The organism is Rahnella bonaserana (assembly GCF_019049675.1).
GTDB lineage: Bacteria > Pseudomonadota > Gammaproteobacteria > Enterobacterales > Enterobacteriaceae > Rahnella > Rahnella bonaserana.
This window is the reverse complement of the sequence record NZ_JAFMOW010000053.1, coordinates 34,505-56,293: the sequence shown is the minus strand read 5'-3', so window position 1 is coordinate 56,293 and position 21,789 is coordinate 34,505. Positions and strand designations below refer to the sequence as shown.

Annotated in this window: 19 protein-coding genes; 11 read left to right on the top strand and 8 right to left on the bottom strand. The window is 51.3% G+C overall.

Going from position 1 to position 21,789, the window contains the following annotated elements:
- Positions 1-117 precede the first annotated feature (117 nt).
- From hofQ to pilM, 4 genes are read right to left on the bottom strand one after another with little or no spacing between them, the layout of a single operon-like run.
- Entirely contained in the window at positions 118-1,392 is a 1,275-nt protein-coding gene (gene hofQ / locus J1778_RS04540; RefSeq protein WP_420804063.1) for a DNA uptake porin HofQ, read from the bottom strand.
- Between the two features lie 15 nt (positions 1,393-1,407).
- Positions 1,408-2,253 carry a pilus assembly protein PilO gene (locus J1778_RS04535; RefSeq protein ID WP_217172179.1) on the bottom strand — a complete coding sequence of 282 codons (846 nt, stop codon included), beginning with the start codon at positions 2,251-2,253 and terminating at the stop codon, positions 1,408-1,410.
- A complete protein-coding gene (locus J1778_RS04530; protein ID WP_217172178.1) occupies positions 2,250-2,813 on the bottom strand; it encodes a PilN domain-containing protein in 564 nt (187 codons plus the stop codon). The genes J1778_RS04535 and J1778_RS04530 overlap by 4 nt, the downstream gene beginning before the upstream one ends.
- On the bottom strand, positions 2,813-3,646 hold the full coding sequence (gene pilM, locus J1778_RS04525) for a pilus assembly protein PilM (RefSeq protein ID WP_217172177.1): 834 nt from the start codon (positions 3,644-3,646) through the stop codon (positions 2,813-2,815). Before pilM ends, J1778_RS04530 begins: the two co-directional genes overlap by 1 nt.
- 121 nt (positions 3,647-3,767) lie before the next feature.
- On the opposite strand from pilM, the gene mrcA reads away from it, so the two are divergent.
- On the top strand, positions 3,768-6,323 hold the full coding sequence (mrcA, locus tag J1778_RS04520) for a peptidoglycan glycosyltransferase/peptidoglycan DD-transpeptidase MrcA (RefSeq protein ID WP_217172176.1): 2,556 nt from the start codon (positions 3,768-3,770) through the stop codon (positions 6,321-6,323).
- Positions 6,324-6,397: 74 nt separating this feature from the next.
- On the opposite strand, the gene nudE is transcribed toward mrcA, so the two are convergent.
- Positions 6,398-6,955, bottom strand: a complete 558-nt coding sequence (gene nudE, locus J1778_RS04515; protein ID WP_217172175.1) for an ADP compounds hydrolase NudE — start codon at positions 6,953-6,955, stop codon at positions 6,398-6,400.
- Between the two features lie 441 nt (positions 6,956-7,396).
- On the opposite strand from nudE, the gene J1778_RS04510 reads away from it, so the two are divergent.
- The 7 genes from J1778_RS04510 to J1778_RS04480 all read left to right on the top strand — a co-directional run bounded on the left by J1778_RS04510 (position 7,397) and on the right by J1778_RS04480 (position 14,363).
- The gene (locus tag J1778_RS04510) at positions 7,397-9,538 is read left to right on the top strand and encodes an intracellular growth attenuator family protein (protein WP_217172174.1); all 2,142 of its coding nucleotides are present in this window, start codon (positions 7,397-7,399) and stop codon (positions 9,536-9,538) included.
- Between the two features lie 122 nt (positions 9,539-9,660).
- Positions 9,661-10,350, top strand: coding sequence for a GMP/IMP nucleotidase (gene yrfG / locus J1778_RS04505; RefSeq protein WP_217172173.1), 690 nt, complete (start codon positions 9,661-9,663; stop codon positions 10,348-10,350).
- Between the two features lie 24 nt (positions 10,351-10,374).
- Positions 10,375-10,779: a ribosome-associated heat shock protein Hsp15 gene (gene hslR / locus J1778_RS04500; RefSeq protein ID WP_217172172.1), complete on the top strand. Its 405-nt coding sequence runs from the start codon at positions 10,375-10,377 to the stop codon at positions 10,777-10,779.
- 58 nt (positions 10,780-10,837) lie between these two features.
- Complete coding sequence (gene hslO, locus J1778_RS04495) at positions 10,838-11,722, top strand: Hsp33 family molecular chaperone HslO (protein ID WP_217172171.1); 885 nt, start codon at positions 10,838-10,840, stop codon at positions 11,720-11,722.
- Between the two features lie 226 nt (positions 11,723-11,948).
- Positions 11,949-13,571 carry a phosphoenolpyruvate carboxykinase (ATP) gene (pckA, locus tag J1778_RS04490; protein ID WP_217172170.1) on the top strand — a complete coding sequence of 541 codons (1,623 nt, stop codon included), beginning with the start codon at positions 11,949-11,951 and terminating at the stop codon, positions 13,569-13,571.
- Between the two features lie 103 nt (positions 13,572-13,674).
- A complete protein-coding gene (locus J1778_RS04485; RefSeq protein ID WP_217172169.1) occupies positions 13,675-13,887 on the top strand; it encodes a FitA-like ribbon-helix-helix domain-containing protein in 213 nt (70 codons plus the stop codon).
- Positions 13,884-14,363 (top strand): PIN domain-containing protein, encoded by a 480-nt coding sequence (locus J1778_RS04480; RefSeq protein ID WP_217172168.1) that lies wholly within the window; start codon positions 13,884-13,886, stop codon positions 14,361-14,363. Before J1778_RS04485 ends, J1778_RS04480 begins: the two co-directional genes overlap by 4 nt.
- Before the next feature lie 402 nt (positions 14,364-14,765).
- Here the strand turns inward: J1778_RS04480 and J1778_RS04475 are convergent, their stop codons facing one another.
- The 3 genes from J1778_RS04475 to ompR are packed head-to-tail and all read right to left on the bottom strand — an operon-like array spanning position 14,766 to position 17,268.
- Positions 14,766-15,140: a hypothetical protein gene (locus J1778_RS04475; RefSeq protein WP_217172167.1), complete on the bottom strand. Its 375-nt coding sequence runs from the start codon at positions 15,138-15,140 to the stop codon at positions 14,766-14,768.
- Between the two features lie 50 nt (positions 15,141-15,190).
- On the bottom strand, positions 15,191-16,552 hold the full coding sequence (envZ, locus tag J1778_RS04470) for a two-component system sensor histidine kinase EnvZ (protein ID WP_217172166.1): 1,362 nt from the start codon (positions 16,550-16,552) through the stop codon (positions 15,191-15,193).
- Complete coding sequence (gene ompR / locus J1778_RS04465) at positions 16,549-17,268, bottom strand: osmolarity response regulator transcription factor OmpR (protein WP_009635740.1); 720 nt, start codon at positions 17,266-17,268, stop codon at positions 16,549-16,551. Before ompR ends, envZ begins: the two co-directional genes overlap by 4 nt.
- 590 nt (positions 17,269-17,858) lie before the next feature.
- On the opposite strand from ompR, the gene J1778_RS04460 reads away from it, so the two are divergent.
- From J1778_RS04460 to J1778_RS04450, 3 genes are all read left to right on the top strand, one after another.
- Complete coding sequence (locus J1778_RS04460; protein WP_217172165.1) at positions 17,859-18,416, top strand: fimbrial protein; 558 nt, start codon at positions 17,859-17,861, stop codon at positions 18,414-18,416.
- Positions 18,417-18,497: 81 nt separating this feature from the next.
- On the top strand, positions 18,498-19,184 hold the full coding sequence (locus J1778_RS04455) for a fimbrial biogenesis chaperone (RefSeq protein WP_217172164.1): 687 nt from the start codon (positions 18,498-18,500) through the stop codon (positions 19,182-19,184).
- Between the two features lie 94 nt (positions 19,185-19,278).
- The gene (locus J1778_RS04450; protein ID WP_238484568.1) at positions 19,279-21,786 is read left to right on the top strand and encodes a fimbria/pilus outer membrane usher protein; all 2,508 of its coding nucleotides are present in this window, start codon (positions 19,279-19,281) and stop codon (positions 21,784-21,786) included.
- The last annotated feature ends 3 nt before the right edge of the window (positions 21,787-21,789 follow it).

The window sequence follows — 21,789 nt, the reverse complement described above, 5'->3', positions numbered from 1 at the left end:
TCGGTAACCCTTGTAAGCTAAATCGACGGCAGCGTCAAACGCAGAAGCCTCTTGCGACACAAAAAGTTGCATGTGCTCAACGTTATTCTGCAATTTACATTAAGTCAGAATACCCGCTTACTGCATGTGGATTAGGCTCGGAGTGATGAAAATCACCAACTCACGCCGCTGTTCACTTGTGTACTGGTGTTTAAACAAGGAACCGACCACCGGAATGTCGCCCAGCACCGGCACTTTGGTGTCTGTTTTTTGATTTTTACGCTGGAATATCCCGCCAAGCACAATAGTTTCCCCATCCTTCACCGTCACCTGAGTTTTAATTTCCTGCTTGTCGATAGCCAGTGCCTCGCCTTCTGACTGCTTTATACTTCTTCCCGGCATGTTCTGGCTTATCTCTAACGCCATCTGAATGCGCCCGTCGCGCAAGATCTTCGGCGTCACTTCCATCCCGAGCACGGCTTCTTTAAATTCAATGGATGTACTGCCACTGGCACCGCTCGACACCTGATAAGGAATTTCGGTCCCCTGCTTGATACTGGCGGTTTGCATATGCGCCGTCATCAGGCGCGGACTGGCTATAATATCCACCTTATCTTCCTGCTCAAGGGCGGTCAGTTCCAGATCCAGAATCCGCCCGCTGATGTGTGCCAGATTAAAGCCCGCCGTAAATATCGGATTCTCTACCGGCATTCCCATACTGAAATTGTTTATACGCACGGCTTTCGTGATTGGCTCCTCACCGTTCAACCCCCATTGCACGCCTAACTCCCGCAGGCTTTCACTGTTCATCGTCACGATATGTGCCGCCAGTTGTACCTGTTGTAACGGGAAATCCATTTCTTTTACCCACGGCGCAACAACGTCCAGCGCCTCCCGGGTATCACGTAATAAAAGCGTATTGGTGCGAGTATCGGCCGAAGCATTGCCTTTCACAGAAAGCAAAGACCCTTTTTGAGTATTCAGACTTTGCGCAGTATCTTTGGCATCCGCGTACCGGAGCGGAACGGTCATGCTGATAATCGGGCTGTTCAGCGCCAGTTGTTCAGCGGCATCTTCCTGTTGCTGTCGCTGAATCAGCGGATCAATAACCGGAGACACCAGTAAAACATTGCCCTGCAACTCGCTGGTGAGATGGCCCATTTTCAGAATGATATCGAGCGCCTGCTGCCACGGCACCTCTTTGAGTTTCACACTGATGTGTCCGTCGACACCCGGTGCGGTGACCAGATTAAGTTGCCGCGAATCTGCCAGTGCCTGCAAGACCAGGCCGACGGGTGATGACGGAAAATCCAGAGAAATAAGCGCCGGAGCCGCTTTCACCGGACTGAGGCAAAAGCACAGCAGAATAAAAGCCACTTTGTGATTGATGTATTTCATTATTTTCCTTTCCATGGAGAATCCTTTTTCTTACCTAAGCGCAGAGTTCTTACCTAAACGCAAAGTTTGGCGCAGCAAAGCGCACCGTGGCTCACTGAGACTGAGCTCTGCCTGGGAGGCGTTCAGTGTTTCCACCGTCCATGCGGGCGTTCCCACCTGATTACCGGCCTCGACTTTTGTCCAGCGGCCATCAGGCGATAACAGCCAGCCCGATTGCCGGCCGTCCGCTTGTGAAATACCGCTCAGGATCCAATCTGACATCGCAGAAACGCCGGGGCACGCTGAAGAGTCCAGTGGCGAAAACGGATCACGCCCGGTCCCAGTGACGGAGGAGGGATAAGCCAGTCCGCCCGTACCGGTAGTTTGCGTCAACAGAATCGAGGCTTTTAAACCGGAAACAGTCATCCTGATATCCGGCTCACTGAACGCGGGATGTTCCGGACGTTGCAGCAAGGCATGAAGAAAATGTGTCAGGCCGGCAAAAGTTAGCTGCAAATCCAGCGTTCCCTGTTCATCTGCTTTCGGCTGCAGGACTGGCGACCAGCGAAGTAACTCTGCTCCGGCGTCTTTCAGCGGCTGAGCAAATTGTTGCGCCAGCGGCAAACTCTCTTGCACAAGAACCGCGTTGTTTTGCATTTTCTGCTTCAGGGTACTCAGCGGAGGTAAACGCAACAAAGCCCTCTGAGACTGAAAAACGGTGTGCTGTGCGACCGCAATTTCCCGTGTCAGTGCATCCTGTTGCTGCCTTAATCCGCGGAGCCCACAAAGATAAAGCAACAGCATCAGAACCAGCACGCCCGCGATCAGAGTCAGCCCTCTTTGCCAGGCTGGCTTTTCCATCAGCGGCTCGAGGCGTTCTGACAAAAGCCTCATCATGGTACTTTCCCCTGTTCAGGCGCGGGACTGGCAGACAGAAATTGTGCTTTTATCAGGAAGCTCAGCATCCTGTCAGGTTGCTGCTGAACATCAGAAAGGCTGACGTTGCCAAATAAGCCGCTGACCGCCAGCACGTCCCGGAAAGACAAAATATCGTGATAAAAGTGCCCTTCTCCCTTCAGGGTCAGAACTTGCTGATGCTCCGTCATTTCAGTCAGCCGCACGTCTTGCGGGATCTGCGCAGCCACTAATTCCAGTAACTGAAGATAATCCTGACTTCGTTTCAGTTGCTGAAGGGCAGTCTGACGCTGCGCCTTCAGCGTTTTTACCTGCTCCGCTGCCGTATTCGTATCCAGCAGCTGACGCGATAACACCTGGACAGAAGCATTCAGCGCAGAGAAATGCAGTTGCAGCATTGCCCGTTCCTGAGCGAGAAAGGCGGTCAGTGTCAGGAAAGCAATCGCGACGATCGCCGGAAAACAAATAAACATTTTCAGCCAGTAACGACTCCGGCGCTGCAGACGAAGTTTGCGCCATGGCAGTAAATTGACCTGCAGCATCAATGATCGTCCTGTCGCAGTGCCAGTCCGACTGCAGGCGCAAAATCTCCCGGATTTACGGGCAACGGTGCGGATAATTGCGCAATAGCACTGAGTGGCGACCAGCATTGCATTGCCGGAAGTCGAGACGTTCCGCTGAAGAAACACTCGCTGTGGCATAACGCCGCCGCGCGATATTGCTGGCGGATGCGCTCTGACAGCGACTCATCTTCAGGTGCGTCATCAGACAAACCAAACTGAAATGGCAAACTGTGTGGCGAGGCCCAAAGGAATCCGTCATCAAGCGGATGAACCAGCAATGCATCACCGGGAAGGCCGGCAGCAAAAGCCGCCACCTGAAGTGCGCAGGGGGTCAGTTCGATGGCATCGGGATAAAGCTGTGCCTGAGACAGACATTCCATCCATTGCTGAATTTCCTGTTGCCTGGCCGCCGTGACCACCACCTGGTTGTCGCCGTGCGGGTCAGCGCGGTAATCCATCACCAGATGTTCCATGCCCAGCGGAAACTTTTTTGCCGCATGTGCAAAGATAAACGCGCTGCGGGCCGGTTCGCGCAAACGGGGATCAGGCGACGCCATGCGTTGCTGCATAATCCGTTGTGCGGGAAGGGTAATTCGCAGAGAAAATATCGTCGGGAGGGTTTTCCGCCAGCACGATAAAATGGCGATCAGCGGCGCGGTCTCATGTAATATCCCCTCCCGCAATGTGAAGGAAGGCAGCGGATGCTGCCACCAGTGACGTAATTGCCAGCCATTCCGCCGCCGCTGAACGGCGATCGCACGGGCAAAACCGGCTTGAATATCCAGACCTACCTGCCATGCTTGTAGTCTCATTTTCGCCCAATCTCCATATTGTCAGGTAAATAAAAGAACGTATCCATGTTGCTGGCTTGCCTTTATACTACCGCGCGGTTGTTTATAAACTGCCCAATTGACACTTAATGGGAAATCTCAGGTGAAGTTCGTAAAGTATTTATTGATTCTTGCAGTGTGTTGCATTTTGCTGGGAGCCGCCTCGATCTTCGGATTGTATAAATATATCGAGCCTCAGTTACCCGATGTCGCCACGCTCAAAGACGTGCGCCTGCAAACACCCATGCAGGTTTTCAGTGCTGATGGCGATTTAATCGCCCAATACGGCGAAAAACGTCGTATCCCGCTGAAACTCGACCAGATCCCACCGGAAATGGTGCATGCGTTTATCGCGACCGAAGACAGTCGTTTCTATGAGCACCACGGCGTGGATCCTATCGGTATTTTCCGTGCGGCTTCCGTTGCGCTGGTGTCCGGCCATGCCTCACAAGGTGCGAGTACCATTACTCAACAGCTGGCACGTAACTTCTTCTTAAGTCCTGAACGCACGCTGACCCGTAAAATTAAGGAAGCGTTTTTGGCCATCCGCATTGAGCAGATGATGTCCAAAGATGAAATCCTCGAGCTGTATCTCAACAAGATTTATCTCGGTTACCGTGCCTATGGCGTGGGTGCCGCTGCACAGGTTTATTTTGGTAAAGATGTCAGCCAGCTGACATTGAGTGAAATGGCGGTGATTGCCGGTCTGCCTAAAGCACCATCAACCTTTAACCCGTTGTATTCCCATGACCGTTCGTTAGCGCGCCGCAATACCGTGCTGGCCCGTATGCTGGATGAGAAATACATCACGCAGGCGCAGTACGACCAGGCTCGCGCTGAGCCGCTGGTGGCGAATTATCATGCCCCGCACATTGAGTTCTCTGCGCCGTACCTGACTGAAATGGTGCGTCAGGAAATGGTGAAACGTTATGGCGATAACGCATATAACGATGGCTATATGGTTTACACCACGATTACCAGGAAAACGCAGCTGGCCGCGCAGGAAGCCTTGCGTACCAACGTTCTCAACTACGACATGCGTCACGGCTACCGCGGTCCGTCTAACGAACTGTGGAAAGTCGGCGAACCGGCGTGGGATCAGGACAAAATTGTTCAGTCACTGAAAACGCTGCCGGTTTATGGCCCGCTGTTCCCTGCGGTAATCACCGCAACGGATGACGCGCAGGCGACGGCGACCATGTCTAACCGTGCGGTAATCAGCCTGCCTTTCAGCGGTATGCGCTGGGCACGTCCTTATCGCAACGATAATGCTCAGGGGCCAACCCCGAAAAAAGTCTCTGACGTGGTACGCCCTGGTCAGCAGATTTGGGTACGTAAAGTCGGCGATGTCTGGTGGCTGGCGCAGGTTCCGGACGTCAACTCGGCTATCGTTTCGCTCAATCCAAACGACGGTGCGATAGAAGCGCTGGTCGGCGGCTTTGACTTTAATCAGAGCAAATTTAACCGTGCCAATCAGGCGGTGCGTCAGCTCGGTTCTAATATCAAACCGTTCCTGTATACCGCAGCAATGGACAAAGGCCTGACGCTGGCGACCATTCTGAATGACATGCCGATTACCCGCTGGGATGCCGGTGCCGGTACAGACTGGCGTCCGAAGAACTCCCCGCCAACCTATTACGGTCCGATCCGCTTACGCCGTGGTCTGGGTGAGTCTAAAAACGTGGTGATGGTGCGTGCAATGCGTGCGATGGGTGTCGATTACGCAGCAGAATATCTGCAACGTTTCGGCTTCCCGGCCTCTAACATTGTACATTCCGAATCTCTGGCGCTGGGCTCGGCTTCTTTCACCCCGTTACAAGTTGTGCGCGGTTACGCCACCCTGACGAACGGCGGTTATCTGGTTGACCCGTATTTCATCACTAAAATCGTGGATGAGTCCGGCCAGGTTCAGTTTGAAGCGAAACCTAAAATTGCCTGCCGCACCTGCACTATCCCGGTGATTTATGGCGATACGCAAAAATCGGCAGTGCTGTCCGATGACAACGTAGAAAACGTGGCGACATCGACCACCGGCAACAATACCGGCGTACCAACTCCGCAACTGGAGCAGGTGCCGCCTAACTCACCGCAGGTTGACGCCGCGCAGCAATACGCGCCACACGTGATCAGCACACCGCTTTCATTCCTGATAAGCGATGCACTGAACTCCAACATCTTCGGTGAACCAGGCTGGATGGGCACCGGCTGGCGTGCAGGTCGTGACCTCAAGCGCCACGACATTGGCGGTAAAACCGGTACAACCAACAGCTCGAAAGATGCGTGGTTCTCAGGTTATGGCCCGAATGTTGTGACCTCGGTCTGGATTGGTTTTGACGATCACCGCCGCGATCTGGGTCGTTCAACGGCTTCAGGCGTGATCCCTGATCAGATTTCCGGTGCTGAAGGCGGTGCGAAAAGTGCTCAGCCGGCCTGGGATGATTACATGAAAGCCGTGCTGGAAGGCGTGCCTGAACAGCCACAAACGCCGCCACCGGGCATTGTGACGGTCACTATCGATAAGAGTACCGGTAAGTTGTCTGACGGCGGCGGTAACAGTCGTCCGGAATACTTCATCGACGGAACTCAGCCGACAGAACATGCCGTGCATGAAGTTGGGACAACCATCATGGATAACGGTCAGGAACACGAACTGTTCTGATGCGTAAGCTGTAAAGCAAAAAGCCGGTCTGCATCAAGCATGACCGGCTTTTTTAATGGGGTTTGATCAGGGGATCAGCGGGCGTTGCGCGTCAGAAAATCATGCGCAAGGAACAGAGCGCTGACGTTACGGGCTTCGCAAAAATCAGGGTGTTGCAGCAACTCCATCATCCGTGAAACCGGCCAGCGGGTTTGCGGCAACGGTTCCGGCTCATCGCCTTCCAGACTTTTCAGGTAAAGGTCTTTGGCAATGACGATATTCATGCGGCTGGAAAAATATGAAGGTGCCATGGTCAGTTTGGCCAGCACATCAAAATGTCGGGCACCAAAGCCGACTTCTTCCATTAATTCGCGGTTAGCCGCTTCCAGAATACTCTCACCGGGATCAATCAGCCCTTTAGGAAAACCCAGTTCATAGCTTTCAATGCCAACGGCATATTCGTGGATTAACACCAGCTCATCATTAATGACAGGAATAATCATCACCGCTTCGCGCTCTGATGGCCGCATACGTTCGTAAACACGCTCTGCGCCATTGCTGAAAGTCAGATCAACGGATTCGATGGTGAATAAACGCGAACGTGCAACGGTTTCCACCTTAGTGATTTTCGGTTTTTGCAGGTGTTGTGTCATTTCATCCCCAACTTATTATTCACCTGACCAGAGGTGTTCTAATGGGTTCGTTATTCTGTTGAAGGCCGCTATCAATAAGCATTGTGCGTTATTGAGAGCCAGAATCGCAATCTTTACTGCAAACAGGTTCAGAGCGCACTCATTTTTTTCACAGAAAGCCCCTAAAAAATCAGCAAAAAAAGCGTAAAAATTCTCCGTACACTCACGGTGGTCACATTTTTGCTTTAACAAAAACACTGACACATCAAAATAGGATTATACCGATACCAGACAGTTCTTAAATGCGGGTATCCTTTAGCGTGGTAATTTTGTGCATAATATTTAGCCTAAGAATAATAAAATTCCTGCCTTAAAGGCACTCGCGCGCAGAATGTGCATTCCATTTATGTATAATACTTTCACAGAGTTGACGTAAGTCACCCACGTCTGAACGGGGATCGGATGAGCACAGTAGTCGTGACATTGGTGTTGTTGTGTATCGCAATCATTGCCACAGCGTCTTATTTTTGGCTTGTATTGCGCCGCCGCCAACGCGACGAATCTGTCGTGCGTTTTTCCGCACCGAGCCAGCGCAAACTTTCCCAAAAAGAACGCGATGCCGTAGAACGCTACCTTCGCCAGCATGAAGGCCTCGGGCAGACGCCGATCACCCACCGCAATAATCTGATTATCCTGCAAGATAAACTGACGCTGACCACTAAAAGCGAAAATGTTTACAGCCTGAAACGCGCGATCACCCGCTATGGTGTGGCGAGCGAAGACCCAAACAAATGGCGTTACTTCCTGGATGCGACTGAAATTCACCTGCCGCCTTTCTGGGAGCAATACATCGCTCAGGAAAACGAAGTCGAGCTGATCAAAACGCAGACCCTGCCGCTGGTGATTTCACTTAACGGCCACACGCTGGCCGATCATGTCTACGAAGGTCCGGTGCCGGTTTCCGCGGTAATCCCTTCTCAGCCGCAGAACGCTTCAATCCGCCATGAAGAAAGTGAACATATTGAACTGGTGAAAGTGCGCAGCGAAACCCGCGAGGAACGCGCCCTGACCCGTTCGAATGGAGTCAAAGAAGCGGTGGCGGTTTCAGGCATTCTCCTGCTGTTGTTCATCACATTGCAAAGTCCCGTGATATTTCTCCCGTGGATCCTGATGGTAGCCGCAGCGCTGGCGGCCTGGGTTATCTGGCGGGTGGTGTCTGAACGTTTCGGTAAAAACCGTAAAGAAATCCATTGTCTGCGGGGTTTACCTAAACGCTGGGGATTATTTGGTGAGTCCAAGCAAGGTGATATCAGCAATATTTCCCTCGGCGCTATCGACCTGATATATCCGCCACACTGGCAGCCCTATATTGGCCGTGACCTGGGTCAGCCCACGGATGTCGAAGTGTATATGAACAGTCAGGTTGTCCGTCAGGGCAGCATTTTGTCATTGCATGACGAGGTCAAAAAATTCCCGCTCCAGCTTTGGGGAAAAAATCTGGTACTGGCTACCAGCGCATTTCTTTTGCTGCTGGCATTACTGGTTTATGTCCCTCTTGGCCTGCCACTGAAGCTCAGCATCGCCTGGCTTCAGGGTGCGCAAAGTACGCAGGTTAACAGCGTTCAGGACCTGGAAAAGACCACGCTGCGCGTCGGCGATACCCTGAAAGTTCAGGGAACAGGCATGTGTTATGTGCCACCGTCAGCCACCCGTACAGCTTCCGGTTATATGCCTTTCGATTGTTCAGCAATCTACTGGAATAACGCAACGCCGCTGCCCGTCCCGCAATCAGAAATCATTGAAGCAGCGACGGCCTTGCAGACTACCGTGAATAATCAGATGCACCCCGGCGAAAGCCCGGAGCAAAACATCAACCCGCAACTCGCTACTGCGATTGAGAAATCCGGCATGATCCTGCTGGATGACTTTGCCGATATCGTACTGAAAACAGAAGCGTTATGCGGGAACAGCAATGATTGCGTACGGCTGAAAAACGCGCTGGTGAATCTGGGCAACTCAAGCAACTGGAATTCACTGGTCAAGCGGGCGAAAGCGGGCTCATTGCAGGGTATCAACGTGCTGTTGCGGCCGGTCAGTGCGCAGTCATTGAGTGAGCTGGTGAATAACGCCACGTCGTCGTTCTTCATGCAGGAAACCCGTCGTGCGGCTGACAGCCTTAACAGCCCGCCACCAGGTGGCTTCTTAATCAGCAACGATGAAGGCCACGATTTGATTGAAATGCCGGCGCCACCGGTCGGGCTGTATGCCAATCCGCCACAGGATCAGTGGAAGCAACTGCAACATTTGTCTACCCTGCTGCTCCACACACCGTTCAGTGCACAGGGCGTGATCACCAGTATCAGCGTTGATGCCAACGGTACCCGTCATATTTCATTGCACAGTGAACCGGACATCTCCACGTTGTGGCGTTATCTGGGCACCAGCTTATTGTTGTTCCTGTTGTTCGCAATTCTGCTGGTGAACAGCGTGTTGTTTATCCGCCGCTTTGTAAAAGATAAGCGGCGTATCGACGACATCCAGCAACATTATAATTCGTGTTTTCACCCCACGCTGACGCCTGTGATGCCGCACATTCCGGGCTGAAAACCACAGGGTGGCCCTGCGCCCCCCTGTGAGATTGTGCTACCCTGAAGCCCTTCCCTGCTTTTACTTATTCTCTCCTGCGGCGCCCGGCACCACTTCAGCCGACAGGACATGGAGTTTTCATGCCCCCTGATTTTAACTGGAATTCCATTGATACCGTTTTGCTCGACATGGACGGGACATTGCTGGATCTGGCGTTCGACAGTCAGTTCTGGTTGCAGGATGTACCCTTAGCGCTAAGCCAGCAGCGGTCTATATCGCTTGAAAATGCCCGACAGATTATTCATGAGGAATACCTTGCGGTGCAGCACACCATGAACTGGTATTGCTTTGATTACTGGAGCGAGCGGCTGGACATGGATATCTATCAGATGACCACGAATATCGGCAAAAATGCGCGATTGCGTGACGATACGCTGCCGTTTCTGACGCATCTTCGTGAAAGCGGACGTCAGACCATTTTGCTGACTAACGCACATCCGCACAGTCTGTCCGTTAAAATTGCGCATACCGGTTTAGATCAGCACCTTGATTTATTACTTTCCACCCACACATTTGGTTATCCGAAGGAAGATCAGCGGTTGTGGTCTGCGGTACAAAAGCAAACGGGCTTTGATCCTGAACGGACTTTATTTGTCGATGACGGTGAACCCATCCTGAATGCGGCAAAAACCTTCGGTATCCGCTATTGTCTGGGTATAGAAAATCCGGATTCGACCATGGCAGATAAGTCATTTCAGGGCCATCCCTCCATTAATGACTTCCGTAGCCTGTTGCCTTCGATTCACCCCGTAACAGGCCCGGCTAAATAATTCCGGCAAGTTCAGGGGAGAAAGATGAAAGGTAAAACGGACGACGACGATAACGCGGTACGTCTCGATAAATGGCTGTGGGCAGCTCGTTTTTATAAGACCCGCGCGCTGGCACGAGAGATGATTGATGGCGGCAAAGTGCATTACAACGGCCAGCGGGGGAAACCCAGCAAGCTGATGGAACTGAATGCCGAAATAACGCTGCGTCAGGGAAATGACACCAAAACGATCACCGTTCTGGGGCTGACCACTCAGCGCCGCAGCGCGGAAGAAGCACAGAAACTGTATCAGGAAACCGACGCAAGCATTGCCAGCCGCGAGAAAATCTCCGAGGCCCGCAAAATGAATGCAATGCCGCATCCGGACAGACGCCCGGATAAAAAGGAACGGCGGACCCTGATCAAATTTAAATATGGCGATTCTGAATAAATCCACAATCCTTCGGTGAAGGATGAAGGATTTGAGTTCGCTAAACAGAGAGAAAATTATGTCTAATCACGACCAATTGCATCGCTACCTGTTCAATCATCACGCCGTTCGCGGTGAACTGGTCTCGCTCAAAGAAACCTTCCGGGAGATTGTTGCCGGTCACGACTATCCGGCAGAAGTACGTAATCTGCTGGGCGAAATGTTGGTGGCGACCAGCCTGCTGACCGCGACCCTGAAATTCGACGGCGATATTACCGTGCAGCTGCAGGGCGATGGCCCGCTGAAACTGGCCGTGATTAACGGGAACAACAAACAGGAACTGCGCGGTATTGCACGTCTGCAAGGCGACATTACCGAAGGCAGTTCTCTGAAAGAGATGATTGGCAACGGCTACATGGTCATCACGATTTCTCCAACCGTCGGCGAGCGCTATCAGGGCGTAGTCGGTCTGGAAGGTGAAAATCTGGCGGAATGCCTGGAAAACTACTTCATGCAATCCGAGCAGTTGCCAACCCGCATCTTCATCCGTACCGGTGAAGTTGAAGGCCAGCCTGCTGCAGGCGGCATGTTGTTGCAGGTTCTTCCCGCTGAAGATACTGATCCTGAAGAATTCAGCCACCTGGCGCAGCTGACCACCACCATCAAAACTGAAGAGCTGCTGAACCTTCCGGCTAACGAAGTGCTTTACCGCCTGTATCATCAGGAAGAAGTCACCCTGTATGAGCCACAGGCCGTCTGTTTCCGCTGTACCTGCTCGCGTGAACGCTGTGCGGGCGCACTGCTGACGCTTCCGGATGAAGATATTCTCGAAATGCTGGAAGCGGATGGCAAGATCGAAATGCACTGCGATTATTGCGGCGCAGACTATGAGTTTGATGCCATGGATATGGCGACGTTGAAAGCTGGCGGCGATATTCACTCCGGAGATGAGCACGTTCACTGATCGTTAACCGATTAAAATTGAGGGACTTTTTGCCGGAAAGTCCCTTTTTCATTTCTTTTGCATAACTTTTTTGCATACCTTTCGAGTTTTTCATCACAATTCTGGAAAAACATTTACATCTCCCGTTATTCTTTGAGACTTGTCGCGGTTAAAACGCGATAAATACCTACAATAACAACTGATTTATCCCTAAAGAGGGATTCAAAGTTCAGTGAGGAGCAGGGAAATGCCTACGACTATCGGGATCACCGCCGAAAAACTCGCCCTTTATGGGATTCATCAGAATAGCGAAATCGTCTATAACCCTGATTACGAAACTCTTTTTAATGAAGAGACGGCGCCGGGTCTCGAAGGCTATGAGCGAGGGCAAGTAACAGAACTGGGTGCAGTCAATGTCGATACCGGTATTTTCACGGGTCGTTCGCCGAAAGATAAATACATCGTCCGCGATGACACCACTCGCGATACGCTCTGGTGGTCTGATCAGGGCAAAGGCAAAAATGATAATAAGCCGATGTCACAGGAAACCTGGACATCACTGAAGGCTCTGGTCAGCAAACAGTTGTCCGGCAAGCGTCTGTTTATCGTTGATGCTTTCTGCGGCGCTAACGCCGATTCCCGTCTGAAAGTCCGCTTTATTACCGAAGTCGCCTGGCAGGCGCATTTCGTCAAAAATATGTTTATCCGCCCGACTGTAAGTGAGCTGGAAAATTTCGAACCTGACTTCATCGTGATGAACGGCGCGAAATGCACCAATCCTGACTGGCAGAAGCAGGGGCTGAATTCAGAAAACTTCATTGCCTTCAACCTGACCGAACGTATTCAGCTGATCGGCGGTTCGTGGTATGGCGGCGAAATGAAGAAAGGCATGTTTGCCGTCATGAATTATCTGCTGCCATTACAGGGCATTGCCTCAATGCACTGTTCAGCTAACGTCGGCGAAAAAGGCGATGTCGCGGTGTTTTTCGGGCTTTCCGGCACAGGTAAAACCACGTTGTCGACGGATCCTAACCGCAAGCTGATCGGCGACGATGAACACGGCTGGGACAATGACGGTGTCTTCAATTTTGAAGGCGGTTGTTACGCCAAAACCATCAAACTCAGCAAAGAAGCCGAACCGGAAATCTTTAATGCCATCAAACGCGACGCATTGCTGGAAAACGTGATGGTCAGCGAAGACGGCAAAATCGACTTTGATGACGGCAGCAAAACCGAGAACACCCGCGTTTCATACCCGATTTACCACATTGAAAATATCGTTAAGCCGGTTTCCAAAGCCGGACACGCCAGCAAAGTGATTTTCCTGACCGCAGATGCCTTTGGTGTCCTGCCGCCGGTTTCGCGCCTGACGGCGTCGCAGACGCAATATCATTTTCTGTCTGGTTTTACTGCCAAACTGGCGGGCACTGAGCGTGGCGTCACCGAACCGACCCCGACATTCTCCGCCTGCTTCGGTGCCGCATTCCTGATGCTGCACCCGACGCAATACGCCGAAGTTCTGGTGAAACGTATGGAAGCCGCTGGCGCGCAGGCTTATCTGGTGAATACCGGCTGGAACGGCACCGGCAAACGCATCTCGCTAAAGAACACCCGTGCGATTATCAACGCCATTTTAGATGGCACCATTGATGATGCCGAAACGTTCACTTTGCCGATGTTTAATCTGGCCGTTCCGACCGCGTTACCGGGCGTCGACACTCATATTTTGGATCCGCGTAATACTTACGCCAGCCGTGAACAGTGGCAGGAAAAAGCAGAGCATCTGGCACAATTATTTATCGATAACTTTGATAAATATACCGACACCCCGGCAGGTGCCGCGTTGGTCAGCGCCGGACCCAAACGCTAAGCTGGCAATAATCTCTCATCAGGCGCGGGCTTCCGCGCCTTTTTTATTGCAACCGGCCCGGCAGCATTTCAGAATGACGGCAAAGCTGTCAGAGGAACCTCAAATGGCGACTATTACCGTTCGCAATCTCGATGACGATGTGAAGGAACTGCTGCGTATCGCGGCGGCCAAAAAAGGCCACTCGATGGAAGAAGAAGCGCGTTTAATCCTTAAAACGGCGCTGACGCCCACCCAGCCTGATTTTGGCCTCGGCAGTCAGCTCCGCCAGCGTTTTTCCTCCGTGATCGCAGAGCCACTGGAACTGCCGCCCAAATGATTATTCTTAATACCGCCGTCATTCTTGAGATGATCAATCCCAGGCCACAAAAGAACGTTCTGCAATGGCTGGATGCGCAGGATGCCACGCAGCTGTACCTGACCAGCCTGAGCGTGGCGGCGCTTTTCACCTGGGCTGATAATCTGCCGGAGAACCCGCAGAAAGCCGCACTCACTCAAGCCTTACTGGAGATGCTGAATCAGGACTTCGCCGGTCGGTTGCTCTCCTTTGATGCGGCAAGTGCGCTGTATTATCCGCGGGTCATGACTTTGTCAGAAGCTGCCAATGTAGTGATGTCAGAGCAGGACAGGCAACTGGCGGCTATTTGCCTGAATCACCAGGCGACCCTGGCGACCGATCATGGCGAAGCTTTTGCGCACACAGGTGTTGTGTTGGTTAATCCGTGGGAGACGGGGAATACGCCGAGATGGCGGGAAGAAGCGGCAGAGTATTATGTGATGAGCAGGAAGAACTGAATTATGGATTACAATCCAAACTGGCCTTAGGTCGAAACCGTGAGCTGCCGTCTACACCAGCCTTAGGTCAAAACCGTGAGCTGCCGCCCACACCGGCCTTAGGTCAAAACCGTGAGCTGCCGCCCACACCGGCCTAGGTCAAGACCGTGAGCTGCCGCCCACACCGGCCTAGGTCAAGACCGTGAGCTGCCGCCCACACCGGCCTAGGTCAAGACCGTGAGCTGCCGCCCACACCGGCCTTAAGGGTGGCTTATCGCCACCACCCTTAAGAATCCCCGGCTCTTTTACTGCGCGCTTCGCTCGCTGGCTATGTTTCATCAGCCGCAGCGACAGGCTGGATATCTTGCCGCTGCGCGGTCCCTTCTCTCGGTCTTCGAGCCATAGGTCTCGAAGCCGCTCCGTTCAGCAAGATTTCTGAATCGCCCGCAGCATTTTAAAAAATAAAGAGAGTGAGGTTGTGAAGTCAAAGCCTGAGGCCGGTTCCAAAATACCGCCGGAGGAGAGGCGCAAAACCGTGCGTCTTTTTGCGCGGGTTGTAGCCCGAACGGAGGGCACCGCGAAGCGGCAAGATTTCCAGCCTGTCGCGATGGTAGCTGAAACATAGCCAGCGAGCGAAGCGCGTGTTGAAACAGCGAGGGGAAATCCAAAAGGGGAAAAGCACTTTCCCCTTTTGAGCGGTTTCGGCGCAGCGCGATAAGTGATAACCGAGATTGAGAAACCGAAATATTCCTGGTCTGTTTTGATAGCCCAATGCAATTGAGAAACCGAAACTTTCACCTGTCAGCCCCAATGCAATTCAAGCGAGGGATTATTAATTCCCCCCTTAATCAAACCAGTTTCTGCTGTACCGCCACCGCTTTCAGCATCTCTACCGGTAACGGCAGATACGCCCGTATCCGTAATCCCCCGCGGTCACTCTTCCCGATATCCAGCGTCCCTGAATGGGCATCAACAATACGCTGAATAATCGCCAGACCGAGCCCGGTTCCGCTGGTGGTTCGGGCGCTTTCACCGCGCACAAACGGCTGGAAAAGATGTGTGAGCTGGTCCGGCGCAATGCCCGGGCCATCATCTTCAACCTGGAACCATGCACGCTGAAGTTCACGACCGCTGCTGACTTTAATCCAGCCATCGCCGTAACGGGCAGCGTTGACCACCATATTCACGACAGCTCGCTTGATAGAAAGCGGGTGCGCATTCACCAGCAATTCACCGTCGGCCAGATCTGAATCTATTTCCCGCTCGTAGCCGCTTTCTGTCGCAATCACTTCGCCCAAAATACCGTTGAGATCGGTGATCTCTGTCGGCATCTCCTGACCGGTGCGCAGATAGTCGATGAACTGCTCGATAATGGCGTTGCACTCTTCGATGTCTTTGTTGATCGACTCGGCGAGATAACCGTCACCATCGCTCATCATTTCAGTCGCCAGACGAATACGTGTCAGCGGTGTTCGCAAATCATGACTGACACCCGCCATCAGCAAGGTGCGGTCATCGGCCAGCAGTTTGACACCGGCCGCCATCTGATTGAACGCCCGCGTCACGGAACGCACTTCAGACGCACCGTATTCCCGCAATGGCGGAGGAATAATACCTTTCCCGACCTGCAATGCCGCGTGCTCCAGCTCGACCAGGGGTCGGTTCTGGATACGGATGAACAGCCATGCGCCGCCAATCGCCAGCAACATTATCGCTAACGTATACCGGAACAGCGGGGAGAAATCGCCCTGATGGATTTCGGTAAGGGGAACACGCACCCAGATGTCAGGCGACAGCCAGGTTTTCAGCCATACAACAGGGGTATTTTTATTTACCTCGACGCGCACATCGGTAGGACCGCCGAGTTGCTGCGCCATCTGCTGACTGAGGAATTCGTAATGCTGCGCCCAGCGCAGACCACTCTCCTCGGCCGCAGAGTTGGTATAAAGAGAAATGCCCAGTTCACGGTAAATTTCGCGACGAAACGCCGGTGGAACAGCCAGCAACGTGCCATCTTCGAGCTGCAACCGGTCGGTCATCAGCATACGCACTTCGTATGCCAGGACCTTATTGAACTGCTGCAGGCTGGGAAGAATGGCGAAGTTCAGCACCACCAGATAGGTCGTCACCAGGCTGACGAACAGCAAGGTGACGATTAATAACAGTGTTCGGGCAAACGAGCTACGCGGTGAAAAGCGTATTCGTTTCATGCCTTACTGCCGTCCGGCACAAATACATAGCCCAGACCCCAGACAGTCTGAATGTAACGCGGATGCGCTGGATCTTCTTCTACCATCCGGCGCAGACGGGAAATCTGCACATCAATAGAACGTTCCATCGCACTGTATTCACGACCACGGGCCAGGTTCATCAGCTTGTCACGGGACAGCGGCTCACGCGGATGGCTCACCAGTGCCTTAAGCACGGCGAACTCACCGCTGGTCAGCGGCATAGGCTCGTCTTCACGGAACATTTCGCGGGTGCCGAGGTTCAGTTTGAACTTACCAAACGAAATCACCGCTTCTTCCTGTGAAGGCGCACCCGGCAGTTCATTTGCCTGACGGCGCAGTACGGCGCGGATACGGGCCAGCAGTTCACGCGGGTTAAATGGCTTAGGAATATAGTCGTCGGCACCAATTTCCAGCCCAACGATACGGTCAACTTCTTCGCCCTTTGCGGTGACCATGATGATCGGCATCGGGTTACTTTGACTGCGCAGACGACGGCAGATAGACAAGCCATCTTCGCCAGGCAGCATCAGATCGAGAACCATCAGATGGAATGACTCACGAGTCAGCAGGCGATCCATTTGTTCAGCATTGGCAACGCTACGCACCTGGAAGCCCTGTTCAGTCAGATAACGTTCCAAAAGTGCGCGAAGGCGCATGTCATCATCGACCACCAGAATCTTGTGATTTTCTTGCATTTAAATCTCCCAAAGGCGTGAATGCCTGAAGCTTCTATTGTTAGAAAAGTTAGCCAAAACAGACAGCGTTTAATGGTATATATTCTAGCCGAAATTGTAACAATGATTATGGATTTCCTAATTTATCAACAATATCAGAGGAATCTTCTGCAAGCGAAGGTTGGTTTGTTACGGTTTGTCCCGCCAGCCAAACCCGTCCAACTTTTTTGGTTTCATCAACCGCTCCCTGCCCGTCAAACTTTCACTTGCTCATGGGGGACAGGTTTGGAATAAGCTGAAAATTTAAATGGGAACATTTATTGTTTTATTTAAGAGTAAATCAACAGGGACTATATTCCCCCGCAAAAAAATAGAGCATTTAGCCACCAACTGATCACCCAAGTGAATCAATAAATATTAATAATCACCACAAGGCATATATTGCGTCATTTATAGTCGCATTATTTAATTGAATAAATTCCCACCCACTATTCATTACAAAAAACACTTGATAGAATCCTCCGACTAAAGATGATGAATTCAGTTTTTTAATATTGATTCAACTTATCTTTAGCAAAACCTTAATTTTTATTTCTGAATGGAAGCAAAAAATGAAAACCAAGCTCAAGCTCTTAGCGGGCGGGATATTTATGGCTATGGCCGTAAATAGCTATGCGATCGATGGCGCGATTAATTTCCACGGTGCAATCATAACTCAGGCTTGTATTATTAATGGCGGCCAGGACATTGATGTTCCGCTGGGAACCTTTTCAGCAGCCCAATTCCAAACAATTGGTGAACCATCGCCTAAAATCCCGTTCACCATTCCTTTAGCAAACTGTCCCTACGCCACAGATGGAAGTCAGGAAACAGACCATTTCCGTATTTGGTTAGAAGCAGCTACGGTCCCTGGAACTCCTAATCTCATCCAGGTTGCAGATGAATTCAAAGATGGCACTGCTGCTTCGGGAGTGGGCATAAGAATTGTTGATGCTGCAAACCCTGATACGCCTTTACCTATCAACACGTTACCTGAACTTGTCTATGATATTACCGGTGAAATAATGAACGTTAATCTCATGGCCTATTATGAATCCTTCGTCGAATCGACGTCGATCACCGCAGGTGTAGCTGATGCGGTTGTTAACGTGACACTTGATTACCGGTAAGCATTAATGCTCAGGCAGGCTACTTTTGGCTGCCTGAATATCATTTACCAAATGTATAGGTTATCTATTGCAGGATGCAAAATGCTAAAAACTACAAGTTATCTCATAAAATTAGCGATTGTTTTTTTATTATCCATTCAGTCAAGCTATGCTGGCGGAATCGTTATTGAGAGAACTCGTGTTATTTATGATGCTGATAAAAAGGAAGCAGCCCTTCCTCTTACAAATAACTCTGACAGCAAACCCTTTTTAATACAATCATGGATAGATACCGGTGACAGTAAAAGTCGCGGTCCTTTTGTCGTTACCCCCCCCTTGTTCAGACTGAATGCAAAACAAGAAAACACCTTACGTATATCTTATACCGGCGGTGAATTACCCAAGGACAAAGAATCCGTTTTTTATATTAATATCCGCGCCATACCCTCGGCCCCCAAAAATAATAAAAGTGAATTAACGTTAGTTATAAAGAGTCGTATTAAACTCTTTTACCGACCTGAGGGCCTGACGGGTCGCGTTGGTGAAGCCTATAAATCACTCATCTTTTCACGAGTTCAAAATGAATTGAGGATCACCAATCCCTCTGCTTATTACATTGTTTTCAGCTCACTGAGTGTCGGCGGTGTTTCATTAAAAGACACCGATATGATTGCGCCGGGAAGTCAGCTAACCGTAAAACTTCCGGAAAACGTGAAAGGCAATGTTATCCGCTGGGGAGCGATTAACGACTACGGCGGCAGCTCAGCTATTGCAGAACGAACACTATAACTTTCTGCTTCGACCATCTTCACGATCCTCACTAAGAGATTAGCTGACTATGTTATTGAATCAAAGTCACATTACTACGCGCAGGGATGCCGAGATGATCTCTTCCGGCAAGCAGTGCCATTTCTTAACCCTATGTATTTTATGCGCACTGGCGCAAGTTCCGCTTCCAGCCAGCGCACAACAAGACAGTGAAGTTTATTTCGATCCCCGATTGATTGAGCATTCAGGGGTTGAGACAGGGGATGTCGATTTATCCGTTTTTACCCGCAGTGACAAAGCGCAGATCGCCGGTGTTTATGACACCGTTATCTATGTAAATCAGACAAAAAAGTTACAACAAAATATCCGTTACGATCAGGCAGCTGACGGGTCGCTCATCGCTCAGATCACCCCTGACTTGCTGAGGGCGCTGGACGTCAATGTGGACGCTTTTCCCGCACTCACTGCGAGTCAACATGACGCGCCTTTACAGGCACTGGCGCAATACATTCCTGCTGCAAGTGCCACCCTCGATTTTGCCCTGATGCGACTTAACATCAGTATTCCTCAAGCGGCGATGAATAATCGGGCACAGGATTTTGTTGATCCTTCACGATGGGATGACGGGGTGCCGGTACTCTTTTCCAATTATAACTTTTCCGGTGCCGAGCGGAAAAATGAAAATGGCAGCCATGACAACAGCCAGTATCTGAACCTGCAAAATGGTTTCAACGCCGGCCCCTGGCGTTTTCGTAATTACACCACTTACAGCAGCGACGAAGAAGAAAACTCATGGGATGTCATTTCAACGAATGTAGAAAGAGATATTAAATTCCTGAAGGCCAAAATGATTCTGGGCGAAAGTTCTACGCCCGGGGAAATTTTCCCCAGCCAGCAGTTTACTGGTATCCAGATCTCTTCCGATGACAACATGCTCCCCAATAGCATGAAAGGCTTTGCTCCCACGATCCGGGGCATTGCGAATTCCAATGCCGAAGTGACCGTCCGTCAGAATGGATACACCATTTATCAAAGCTATGTGGCACCTGGCGCTTTTGAAATAAAAGATTTATACCCCACGGCTTTCAGTGGCGATTTAGACGTCACCATTAAAGAAGCCGACGGCACGGAAAGACATTTCATTCAGCCTTTCTCTGCGGTGCCCATCATGCAGCGTCCCGGCCGGATAAAATACAGCGCAACACTTGCCCGTTACAAAGCGCCGGATGAGAACGATCGCGAGCCTGAATTTGCCCAGGGTACGGCGGTTTACGGCATATCCAATGACCTTACTGCCTATGCGGGAGCATTGCTTTCCTCTGATTATGTGTCCGGGGTTGCCGGGCTGGGCTTCAGTTTGCACGCATTCGGTTCCGTATCTGCGGACGTCACTTATGCGAAAACCACGCTCGACAACGATCAGAGTAATACCGGGCAGTCGTACAGGATGCAATACTCAAAAAATATCGAAATGACGGAAACTAACGTGACACTGGCAGGCTATCGCTACTCCACGGCGGGCTATTACGATTTCGATGAGGCCAATGAGCATCAGGAAGAGAATGACAACTCATCTTTATCTTATGGGCATAAACGCAGCAAATTTCAGTTAAGTATCAATCAGTCATTATGGGACGGGACCAGTATGTACCTGTCGGCCTATCAGCAAGATTACTGGCGTAATAGTGACAAAGAGAAAAACTTCGCTGCGGGCCTGAATACGAGTGTGGGAGGGATTAACTACAGCATAACTTACACCTACAGCCAGCTGGAAGATGAAGAGAACGACCAGCAAATCGCTCTCAACATACGCGTCCCATTAAGCCGCTGGCTGCCAAACAGCTGGGCTTCATATAACGTCACTCATGAGAAAGGCGGTGATACCCGTCAACAGGCTGGCCTGAGCGGTACTGCCCTGGACGACAACCGTCTAAGCTATAACCTGCAACAAAGTCATACTGATCACGGCGGGGGAAATGGCAGTAGCCTCTATTCCTCCTATCGTGCGTCATTTGGCACACTTAATGCCGGTTATAACTACGATGATAATACTCAGCAAACCAGCTATGGAATTGCTGGCGGAGTAGTTGCACATTCACACGGCCTCACCTTATCTCAACCCCTGAGCACGTCTTTTGCCCTGGTGGATACCAACGGTGCGGCCGGGGCAAGAATACAAAATATCCCAGGCGTGAAAACAGACTGGCGCGGTTATGCCATTGTTCCCTATCTCACACCTTACAACGAAAACCGCGTGTCGATTGATACCACTACCTTGCCCGAAGATGTGGATGTAAAAAACAGCTCGGAGATGGTTATCCCGAATAAAGGCGCAATGGTCGTGGCGCATTTCGATGCACATGTTGGCGCCCGGGCGTTAATTACATTGATTCGCACGGGCGGAAAGCCCGTCCCCTTTGGTGCAGTGGTGGTCAGCGAAGATCAGTCGTTGACGAATATTGTCGACGACGGAGGCACCGTTTATTTGTCAGGGATAAAACCTGATGAGTCCGTGAATTTTCTTGTGCAATGGGGAACCGCCGCCAGTCAGCAATGCAAAGCGACAGTACAACTCGAAGCCTCAAGAAAATCCGTACAGTCTTTAACGACTCAATGCAGATAAGGA

What these genes read in the sequence shown, in the direction of transcription:
- yrfG (WP_217172173.1), top strand. Translation starts at nt 9,661, where the DNA reads ATGCCCCCTGATTTTAACTGGAATTCCATTGATACCGTTTTGCTCGAC.
- J1778_RS04460 (WP_217172165.1), top strand. Translation starts at nt 17,859, where the DNA reads ATGAAAACCAAGCTCAAGCTCTTAGCGGGCGGGATATTTATGGCTATG.
- J1778_RS04485 (WP_217172169.1), top strand. Translation starts at nt 13,675, where the DNA reads ATGGCGACTATTACCGTTCGCAATCTCGATGACGATGTGAAGGAACTG.
- hslO (WP_217172171.1), top strand. Translation starts at nt 10,838, where the DNA reads ATGTCTAATCACGACCAATTGCATCGCTACCTGTTCAATCATCACGCC.
- J1778_RS04535 (WP_217172179.1), bottom strand. Translation starts at nt 2,253, where the DNA reads ATGATGAGGCTTTTGTCAGAACGCCTCGAGCCGCTGATGGAAAAGCCA.
- J1778_RS04480 (WP_217172168.1), top strand. Translation starts at nt 13,884, where the DNA reads ATGATTATTCTTAATACCGCCGTCATTCTTGAGATGATCAATCCCAGG.
- pckA (WP_217172170.1), top strand. Translation starts at nt 11,949, where the DNA reads ATGCCTACGACTATCGGGATCACCGCCGAAAAACTCGCCCTTTATGGG.
- nudE (WP_217172175.1), bottom strand. Translation starts at nt 6,955, where the DNA reads ATGACACAACACCTGCAAAAACCGAAAATCACTAAGGTGGAAACCGTT.
- J1778_RS04510 (WP_217172174.1), top strand. Translation starts at nt 7,397, where the DNA reads ATGAGCACAGTAGTCGTGACATTGGTGTTGTTGTGTATCGCAATCATT.
- ompR (WP_009635740.1), bottom strand. Translation starts at nt 17,268, where the DNA reads ATGCAAGAAAATCACAAGATTCTGGTGGTCGATGATGACATGCGCCTT.
- hofQ (WP_420804063.1), bottom strand. Translation starts at nt 1,392, where the DNA reads ATGGAAAGGAAAATAATGAAATACATCAATCACAAAGTGGCTTTTATT.
- J1778_RS04455 (WP_217172164.1), top strand. Translation starts at nt 18,498, where the DNA reads ATGCTAAAAACTACAAGTTATCTCATAAAATTAGCGATTGTTTTTTTA.
- J1778_RS04450 (WP_238484568.1), top strand. Translation starts at nt 19,279, where the DNA reads ATGATCTCTTCCGGCAAGCAGTGCCATTTCTTAACCCTATGTATTTTA.
- pilM (WP_217172177.1), bottom strand. Translation starts at nt 3,646, where the DNA reads ATGAGACTACAAGCATGGCAGGTAGGTCTGGATATTCAAGCCGGTTTT.
- J1778_RS04530 (WP_217172178.1), bottom strand. Translation starts at nt 2,813, where the DNA reads ATGCTGCAGGTCAATTTACTGCCATGGCGCAAACTTCGTCTGCAGCGC.
- envZ (WP_217172166.1), bottom strand. Translation starts at nt 16,552, where the DNA reads ATGAAACGAATACGCTTTTCACCGCGTAGCTCGTTTGCCCGAACACTG.
- hslR (WP_217172172.1), top strand. Translation starts at nt 10,375, where the DNA reads ATGAAAGGTAAAACGGACGACGACGATAACGCGGTACGTCTCGATAAA.